8 protein-coding genes and 1 pseudogene are annotated in these 8419 nt (G+C 29.5%); 3 read left to right on the top strand and 6 right to left on the bottom strand.

Annotated features, from left to right (window positions below; all coding sequences use genetic code 11):
- A pseudogene (locus tag ACH2CG_RS13990) lies at positions 1-104 on the bottom strand (threonylcarbamoyl-AMP synthase); the annotation flags it as partial.
- An 81-nt stretch (positions 105-185) separates the two neighbouring features.
- Here ACH2CG_RS13990 and ACH2CG_RS13985 point away from each other — a divergent pair.
- On the top strand, positions 186-1202 hold the full coding sequence (locus ACH2CG_RS13985; RefSeq protein ID WP_395066256.1) for a carboxypeptidase-like regulatory domain-containing protein: 1017 nt from the start codon (positions 186-188) through the stop codon (positions 1200-1202).
- A 78-nt stretch (positions 1203-1280) separates the two neighbouring features.
- On the opposite strand, the gene ACH2CG_RS13980 is transcribed toward ACH2CG_RS13985, so the two are convergent.
- From ACH2CG_RS13980 to ACH2CG_RS13970, 3 genes are all read right to left on the bottom strand, one after another.
- A complete protein-coding gene (locus tag ACH2CG_RS13980) occupies positions 1281-2111 on the bottom strand; it encodes a flagellar motor protein MotB (protein ID WP_395066254.1) in 831 nt (276 codons plus the stop codon).
- Between the two features lie 81 nt (positions 2112-2192).
- The gene (locus ACH2CG_RS13975; protein ID WP_395066252.1) at positions 2193-3185 is read right to left on the bottom strand and encodes a glycosyltransferase family 2 protein; all 993 of its coding nucleotides are present in this window, start codon (positions 3183-3185) and stop codon (positions 2193-2195) included.
- Between the two features lie 4 nt (positions 3186-3189).
- Entirely contained in the window at positions 3190-3636 is a 447-nt protein-coding gene (locus tag ACH2CG_RS13970; protein ID WP_395066250.1) for a type I restriction enzyme HsdR N-terminal domain-containing protein, read from the bottom strand.
- A 62-nt stretch (positions 3637-3698) separates the two neighbouring features.
- Between ACH2CG_RS13970 and holA the strand changes: the two genes are divergently transcribed.
- Positions 3699-4703, top strand: coding sequence for a DNA polymerase III subunit delta (holA, locus tag ACH2CG_RS13965; protein ID WP_395066248.1), 1005 nt, complete (start codon positions 3699-3701; stop codon positions 4701-4703).
- Positions 4704-5299: 596 nt separating this feature from the next.
- Positions 5300-5482 (top strand): CAL67264 family membrane protein, encoded by a 183-nt coding sequence (locus ACH2CG_RS13960; protein ID WP_395066246.1) that lies wholly within the window; start codon positions 5300-5302, stop codon positions 5480-5482.
- A 1-nt stretch (position 5483) separates the two neighbouring features.
- Here the strand turns inward: ACH2CG_RS13960 and ACH2CG_RS13955 are convergent, their stop codons facing one another.
- Both ACH2CG_RS13955 and ACH2CG_RS13950 read right to left on the bottom strand, forming a co-directional pair.
- Positions 5484-7088: an ice-binding family protein gene (locus ACH2CG_RS13955; protein ID WP_395066244.1), complete on the bottom strand. Its 1605-nt coding sequence runs from the start codon at positions 7086-7088 to the stop codon at positions 5484-5486.
- A 681-nt stretch (positions 7089-7769) separates the two neighbouring features.
- The coding region (locus tag ACH2CG_RS13950) for a LytR/AlgR family response regulator transcription factor (protein WP_395066242.1) at positions 7770-8419 on the bottom strand (650 nt) is incomplete at its 5' end.

Below are 8419 nucleotides of genomic sequence, written 5' to 3'. Positions count from 1 at the left end.
CTAAATTCTTTTGGCAAGTCATTATTTCCTGGCAAAATAAAAGTGTAAGGTCCAGGCAAAGCACGTTTTAGTAACTTAAAAGTTGCTGTGTCAATTTGGTTCAACAATAATCGATTTATCAGGTCATGAACCCGAAGTTGTTAGAGAAGGAAAAGGAAGTCTTGATATTCTGTAAGTTTCTAAATATGAATAAAATTCTATTATTTTCTTTTCTGTTTATTTCTTCTATTTCATTTGCTCAAATAGTAAAAGGAAAGGTTGTTGATCAAAATAACCAACCTTTACCAGGATCAAACATCTATTTTGACGGAACTACAATTGCAACAATTGCAGATGAAAACGGAAACTTTTCGCTTAACTATGGCTCCAAATTAAATAGTATTTTGGCAGTAAGTTTTATTGGTTATCAAACACAATTTATCAAATCATTTGATGATAAAGATTTGACAATCGTTTTGAAAGAAGCGGCTAACACATTAAATGAGGTTGTAATTAGAAAAGACAGATTTTCTAGAAAACAAAAACTACAACTTTTTAGAGAGCAATTTTTGGGACAAACTAAAACAGGAAAAAAAGCTGTAATAGAAAATGAAGATGATCTTTATTTTGATTATGACGAAAAAACATTCACAATAAAAGGCTATTCAGACAAGCCATTAATTGTAAATAATTCGTTATTAGGATATAAAATATCGTATGAACTAGTGGATTTTGAAGTTTGCTTTTTTAAAATAAGCATTAGTTCTAGTGACGTTGTTAAAAGTTACTATGCTGGATTAACACGATTTGAAGAAACAAATTCTAATGCTAAAATTTTAAATCAACGAGAAAAATGCTATCAAGGATCGCAGTTGCATTTCTTTAGAAACCTAGTTGCTAACATTTGGAATAAAGAAAATTTTCTATTGTTTAAAGGAAGTTATCAAGACAATCCCAATGATTATTTCACCATTAGTGATTTTAACGATTCTAAAAAAGTAGTTGTTACCAAGCAAAAGAAAGAATTATCATTAAAAAAGTTTGTTGCCGAATTCAATCTTTTATTTAATAAAAAACAACAATCCAAAATAATATTTGAAACAGAAACGTTCTATGTTGATAAATTTGGAAATAATTCTAATTTAGAAAATATTTTTTTTTCAGGATATATGGCACAACAAAAAGTAGGAGATATGCTTCCTATGAATTATGGGATAAAATAAAAACGCCTAGATTTCTCAAGGCGTTTCTCTATATTTTTAAAACTTTGTACTTCGTATTTCAAACCTCGTACTTTAGCCTTACTGTTTCTTCATTTCTTTTTCAATCATTTCATAAAACTCATCAATTTTTGGTAAAATTACAATACGAGTTCTTCTGTTGGTTGCTCTGTTTTCGGCAGTTTTATTATCCACTAACGGAATAAATTCTCCACGACCAGCAGCAATTAATTGTGATGGTTTTACACCAAGATCTTTAGTTAAAACTCTAACAATTGCCGTAGAACGTTTTACACTTAAATCCCAGTTGTCTAATAAAATTGCGTTTCCAGTAAAAGGAACATTATCAGTATGACCTTCAACCATGCACTCAAAAGTAGGTTTGTCATTAATAACTTTAGCTACTTTAGCCAAAACTTCTTTTGCTCTATCGCTTACAGTATAACTTCCACTTTTAAACAATAATTTATCAGCAATAGAAATAAATACAACTCCTTTTTCAACATTTACTTCAATGTCTGGATCAGAAATTCCTACAGAACTTTTTAAACTTGTAACCAAAGCCAATGTAACACTGTCTTTTTTAGTTAAAGCATCTTGCATTCTAGAAATTTTCAAATCTTTTTCTTTGATTGTTTCCAATGCTTTTTCAATATTTTGTGCACCTTTAGTAGAAAGCACCGTCATATCTTTGGAAGCGCTAATCAAATCTGAATTATTTTTTTTCAAATAATCATTTTGCTGATTTAATGCGTCTTTTTCAGTCAAACATAGATTCAATTTTACTGTAGTTGAATTCAATAAATCTTGACAGTCTTTATTTTGTTTTTCTAAATCGGCGATTTTCTTTTTTGCTCCACATGATGTTAATGTCAGTGCAGCCAACGAAAACATAAAAAATACTTTTCTCATATCTATTTGGTTTTGATTTTTACAAAATTACAATTTCTTTATAGTTATAACGAAAAAATACTATAAAGTATTGTTAACTATTTATTCAAAAACCTTGCCGTTCTCAATAAAATAAGAATAAACGATGCTATTACAATGAAAATATTTTTTGTTTTCAATATCTTTTCGCTTCTTTAAGTTTCTGTTTATCAGATAGAAAAAGGAATAATGCGCTTTTATAATTGCTAAACTATGTTTGAAGTTTCCTTCGAAAATAAATTTGATTCCTGCAATTCCGTCTAAAACTAATCGGATGAAGATTATTGGAAATAATTGATTTTTAGGCAAATTCTTCAATAACATCAATAGTGAATTTCTAAAATTCAAAAACGTTTTTCTAGGATTACTAGCATTTAAAGTTGCGCCACCAACATGAAAAACAACAGATTTATAAGTATATTTAGCCTTGAAATCCAAATTAAAAGCGCGCCAACACAAATCAATTTCTTCTTGATGGGCAAAGAAATCATCGTCAAATCCGTTTAGTTTTCTATAAATTTCTTTTCTAATAAAAAAACACGCACCACTTGCCCAAAAAATTTCACGCTCATCATCATATTGGTGGTTGTCGTTTTCAATAGTTTCAAAAATTCTACCACGACAAAACGGATAACCATATTTATCAATAAATCCACCTGCAGCACCAGCATATTCAAATTTTTCTTTGGCTTTAAAATCTAAAATCTTAGGCTGAATAATTCCAGTTTCTTTTTCGTTTTCAAAAATAGATAGAATAGGAGCGAGCCAATTTGGAGTAACTTCTATATCTGAATTAACCAACGCATAATAGTCTTCTTCAACATTTTGCAAAGCAATATTGTACCCTTTTGCAAAGCCATAATTGCTATCGTTTTGAATAATTTTAACAGATGGAAACTGTGATTTTATAACCTCAATGGAAGTATCTGTAGAAGCATTATCGGCAACATAAATGGTAGCTTCATTAGAAAATGAAACAATTGACGGTAAAAATTGTTCTAACAATTTGGCACCATTCCAATTTAAAATTACAACTGCTATTTTTTTGTCTGTCATTTATTTAAAGGCTATAATCGGGTAATTTTTCTAAGAAAATGTATTTCTCATTTTCAAAATCCATTTCGCAAAAGTAATGATTTAGTCCGTTAGTAACCATCAAGTATTTCGCTTTTAATGTAAGGTTGTAACGTGCAATTTGATCAAAAGTTTGTTGCGATATTTTAACTTCTGGAGCTTTGCATTCTACTAACAAAAAAAGTTCGCCATTAGGTTGAAAAACAACTAAATCGTATCGTTTAGTTAAATCATTAATTTTAATTAATTTTTCGACATTGATATATGATTTCGGGTACTTTTTTTCTTGTAATAAATACTGAGTTACATGCTGACGAACCCATTCTTCGGGAGTGAGAATTATAAATTTTTTCCTAATTTCATCAAAAATAGCAACTTTATTTTCACTATTTTTGAACCGAAACGTAAATGTTGGAAAATTGAGCTTTTGCATGAAGCAAATTTAACTAAATTTGATGAACTGCCAACAGCGACTGACCACTGAATACTAAAATAATGGACGAAGTAGTAAAAATAATTAACGATATTAAAGCTGGAAACATCAAACCTATTTATTTCTTAATGGGCGATGAGCCTTATTATATTGATAAATTAACCGAATATATCGAACAAAATATTTTGCAAGAACACGAGCGTGATTTTAATCAAACTATTTTATACGGACGCGATGTAACTATTGAAGATGTTGTTGGTAATGCCAAACGCTACCCAATGATGGCCGATAGACAAGTAGTTGTGGTAAGAGAAGCGCAAGAACTTTCAAGAACAATTGACAAGCTAGAAAATTATGTCGAAAACCCACAAAATACAACAGTTTTAGTTTTTGCCTACAAATATAAAACACTAGACAAGCGTAAAAAAGTAACCAAACTTTTAGCCAAATACGGCGTTGTCTTTGAAAGTAAAAAGATGTACGAAAATCAAGTTGGGACTTGGATTTCGCGAGTGCTTCAAGGAAAAGGATATTCTATTGAACCCAAAGCCAACGCAATGTTGGTCGAATTTCTAGGAAATGATTTGAGTAAAATAAGTAATGAACTAGACAAACTGCAAATTATTCTTCCTAAAGGTCATACCATAAATCCTAAGGATATTGAAGAAAATATCGGATTTAGTAAAGATTATAATGTATTTGAATTGCAAAATGCATTAGGTTCTAAAAATCAAATAAAAGCTTATAAAATTGCTCAATATTTTGCAGATAATCCCAAAGACAATCCAATGGTTGTTACTACAAGTTTGGTTTTTAGTTTTTTTATTAAAGTTTTAAAATACCACGGAATAAAAGATAAAAATCCTGCTAAAGTGGCTCCAATTCTTGGTGTGAGTCCATTTTTTATGAAAGATTATGATGTTGCCTTGAAGAATTATCCAATGAAAAAAGTGAGTAGCATTGTAGCAACATTGCGAGATATTGATGTGAAAAGTAAAGGAGTTGGTGCCAATGCTTTGCCAACACATGATTTACTGAAGGAAATGTTGGTTAAGATTTTTAATTAAATGAATTTTCTTTCTTCTAAAAATTTTCAGCGCTTACTTTTTTTAATTTTTTTTATTGCTATAATTTTAATTAAAACCAATATTCTTTTGATTTATGAAATAGTATTTTTTACATCTTATGAATATCTCAATAGCAATAAAAAATATTTACAACTTCAATTACATTGCTATTACAATTGGTTTTTTCTTTTTTTCTTAGGATTTATAATCTTAGTTAGAGCCGATTTATTTAATTTTTCTGATACTATAAATTATCATTTAAATAGTGTAGAACATCTTTTTTTCTCCTTTATAATTTGTTTGTTATTAAGTGTTTATATGGTATTATTTAAAGTTCTAGCAAATTATAAAATACTGAAATTCGTATTTATTTTTGTTGTATTTAATTTTATTGGATTGCTAAATGAATATTTTCAAAATTATTTTCAACACTCAGACGTACTGTTATTAAAAGAAAATGACACTAAGGACATGATGATGAATTTACTTGGATCAATTTTATTTATAATTTTCTCATATATTTCTCGAATAAAAAAAGTAGTTTAAAAATCCATAATATTCACGATATTTGCAATCCTTAAATTAAAGAAAAGAATATGGGAATGAATAAAAATACAGTTTTAGGCTGGGCAACTTTTATAATGATAATCATGGGATTACTATTAATAGCTCTTGGTGCTTTTAGATATGACGACGTTGCTGGTTGGGGTTTTGTTGCAGTTGGGGTTGGTTTTTTAGCCAATGCATGGGTTTTCAGTTCTTTAAAAGGAAGAGTTTAAATTATTTGACATTAATTAGTGTTAGAATTTTATTTTCTACATTCAAATTTCCACCATCAATTTTCCAACGTACATCTATTGTTTGACCACTTGTTACCGTCGCAATAGCTTGCAAAGAAATATCTCCAGATTTTACACTGCTTTTTCTTGTTCTGTTGGAATTGGCAACTAAAACTCCATTTTGATAAATACTAAATGTAGCCATTGCGGTGTCATTACTATATTCTGAACTGTTGCTTGGTGAACAAATTATTCCGTTAAGTGCAGCACTTTCAAAGCCAGTTATGGCACCATTATTAGATCCAATGTTTCCGGTTATAGTTGTGTTTCCAGTATTTCCTACTGCGCCTGTTCCAGTAAAAGCAACAAAATCTGTTAATAATCCTAAGTTTAAATAATTACAATTTTCAGGAAATAACATTGTTCCTGGACCAAAATTTACTGCTCCTGTTATTGAAAATAATCTTCCAACTAGCGAACAATTTGCACCCATAAAAACTGCACCACTATTAGCAATAAAAGTTCCTTTTACTACAGATGTTGCTCCAATAGAAATAGCACCTTCTGCAACCCAAAAGATATTACAAGCTGATGCACCATTGGTTAAAACAACAGTTGAACTTGCTCCTGTAGAAAAAGCACCATTAATTTTAAAAATAAAAACTGCATTAGAATTTCCTTGGGCATCAAGAATTAATGTTCCTGCAATAGACGAAGCTGCACCGATGGCATAAACACCTGGATATAAAGTTTCGCCACCACCAAATGCTGGTGTATGTGTACTGTTGGTGGTAGTTGTAATCATTAAAGTTGAATAGGCACTCTGCAAATCGTTTAAACATTGTGCTGTGTCTATAGTTGGAGCATTATTAGATGTATTTACAGCATTTATATTGTATTGACTATTAAACATTACCAAATAAGTTCCGGCAGAAGGTGAAATTGTCATTCCCGAAATAACTTCGTCTGTTGTAGATGTTGTAGAGATAATTAGATTATCATTTATAGAATTGTATTTATCTGTATTGTCCATTACAAATTTGGTACTTGCAATTTGATTGGTGTTTGTGCTTGTTGTTGCGGTTGGAACTTGAGGAATTCCAGTAAAAATTGGTGTTGTAGAAAACACTAAAGTTCCAGTACCAGTTTTATCAGTGACTGAATTTAATACTTCGCCAGAAGTTATACTTGCAGTAGCTGTGCCAAATAGTTTTCCAGAAGTTGGTAAGGTCACAGCTGTTGTGCTTGTTGCAGTTATACTGATAGGAAAAGAAGCAGGAAAGGTAAGTGTTGCGGCATTATTATTAGCTATTCCTGTACCACCATTAGAAGGAGAAATAATTCCCGATGAAAAAGATTTCCAACCAGAATTGTAATAATTAAATAAACCAGTTGTTGTGTTAAATAAAAACAATCCGCTTGCTGGTGCCGTAATTTCATCTCTTTCGGTTGTTGATAATCTCGGAAAAAGTACGCCTTTGTCTATAGAATGGATGTCTAATATTGAAGAAATGTCTGGAGTTGTAGTACCAATTCCAACTTGCGCTTTAGCATTAGAACAAATTAGTACTATGATTATAAGGATTGGGTATAGTTTTGTTTTCATAATGAAATTTATTTGATAGAGTTTTTCAATTTTCTGTAAATAATTTGGAAACCAAATAATTACTTAGCAATATGCTATTTAAGAAATCATAAAAAAGCACAACCTAATTTTTAGAAGTGATTTCTACGAAGGATTTACTTCATTACGAAGTAGTATTTAATCTGATTTTTTTATATTTATATGACAAACAAATAGTATTTGCAACCAATGGTAACAATGCTTTTCAAATTATAATCTTGTTTATCTTATAATTCTTATGAATGGTATTAACAACATTCAAAGTGAAGGAATTACAATTTTTATAAATAAATAATGCGAAGTATCAACATCAATATGAATTCGGAATACTTTAAAAAACAATTGGGATATGCTTTTGATAGTATTGAATAAATGACATAAAATATTGATTTTTTATTTGTTAGATGCTATCAATTTTAAATAGTAAATGACAATAAAGATTTTAATTAAAAATCTCCGAGAAGTATATAAACCTTTTTTTATTAAACTTTTTATTCATTTTATCTAATTTGATAAAACTGTTAATAATAGTAAGTTTTGCCCAAAGGTTGTTTTTATTCTAATACAAACGTAATTAGAAATTGAATAAATTAAATTCAGTAAGTTATAAGTGGTCGTTTATCGGTAAAAAGCAACAGATTATCGATAAATGTGCGTTTTTGATTACTCTTTGAGCCTAATGAATTTATTAAAATCTTGTTGTCTTCTTTTAGAAATTGGAATGGAAAGACCATTTAACATTTCGCATGCAATGCCTTCTTTTTTATTAATTTTAGCTACAAACCTCATGTTTATAATATAGGAGTTATGAATTCTAAAGAAGTGATCGATATCTAAAACACGAAATTCAAAACTACCAATGGGTTTACTAGACAAAAAACTGTTTCCGTTGGCTAAGTAAAACTTGGTATATTTTCCGTCGGCCATACAAAACATGATGTCGGCCATTTTTATAAAATCAATTTGGTCTAATGAGGAAAGGGCAACGTATTCTCGGTATTTATTTTTGGAATCATCTTCAATTGGAATCAAATTTTGCAATTCTAAATTTTTAATGATGTTGCTAACCGCTTTTGCTACTTCAATCATAATTAATGGCTTAATATCTAACAAAGCAATATCTGGTTTGATACTATTTATTTCTAGAATTATACTTTCGGCAGATAGCTTGTTACTTATAGATTTTTGATCTTTGCAATAATTAGTAATCAATGTTGTCAATGCTTTTACATTAATCAGTTCTTCTTCAATAAGTATTGCTTTGGGTAGTATCATGGTTAGTTTTTTTTCCTTTATGATTGTTACATAATTTG

It is taken from the genome of Flavobacterium sp. (assembly GCF_043778725.1).
In the GTDB taxonomy this organism is placed as follows: domain Bacteria; phylum Bacteroidota; class Bacteroidia; order Flavobacteriales; family Flavobacteriaceae; genus Flavobacterium.
This window is presented reverse-complemented; position numbering and strand designations above follow the sequence as displayed.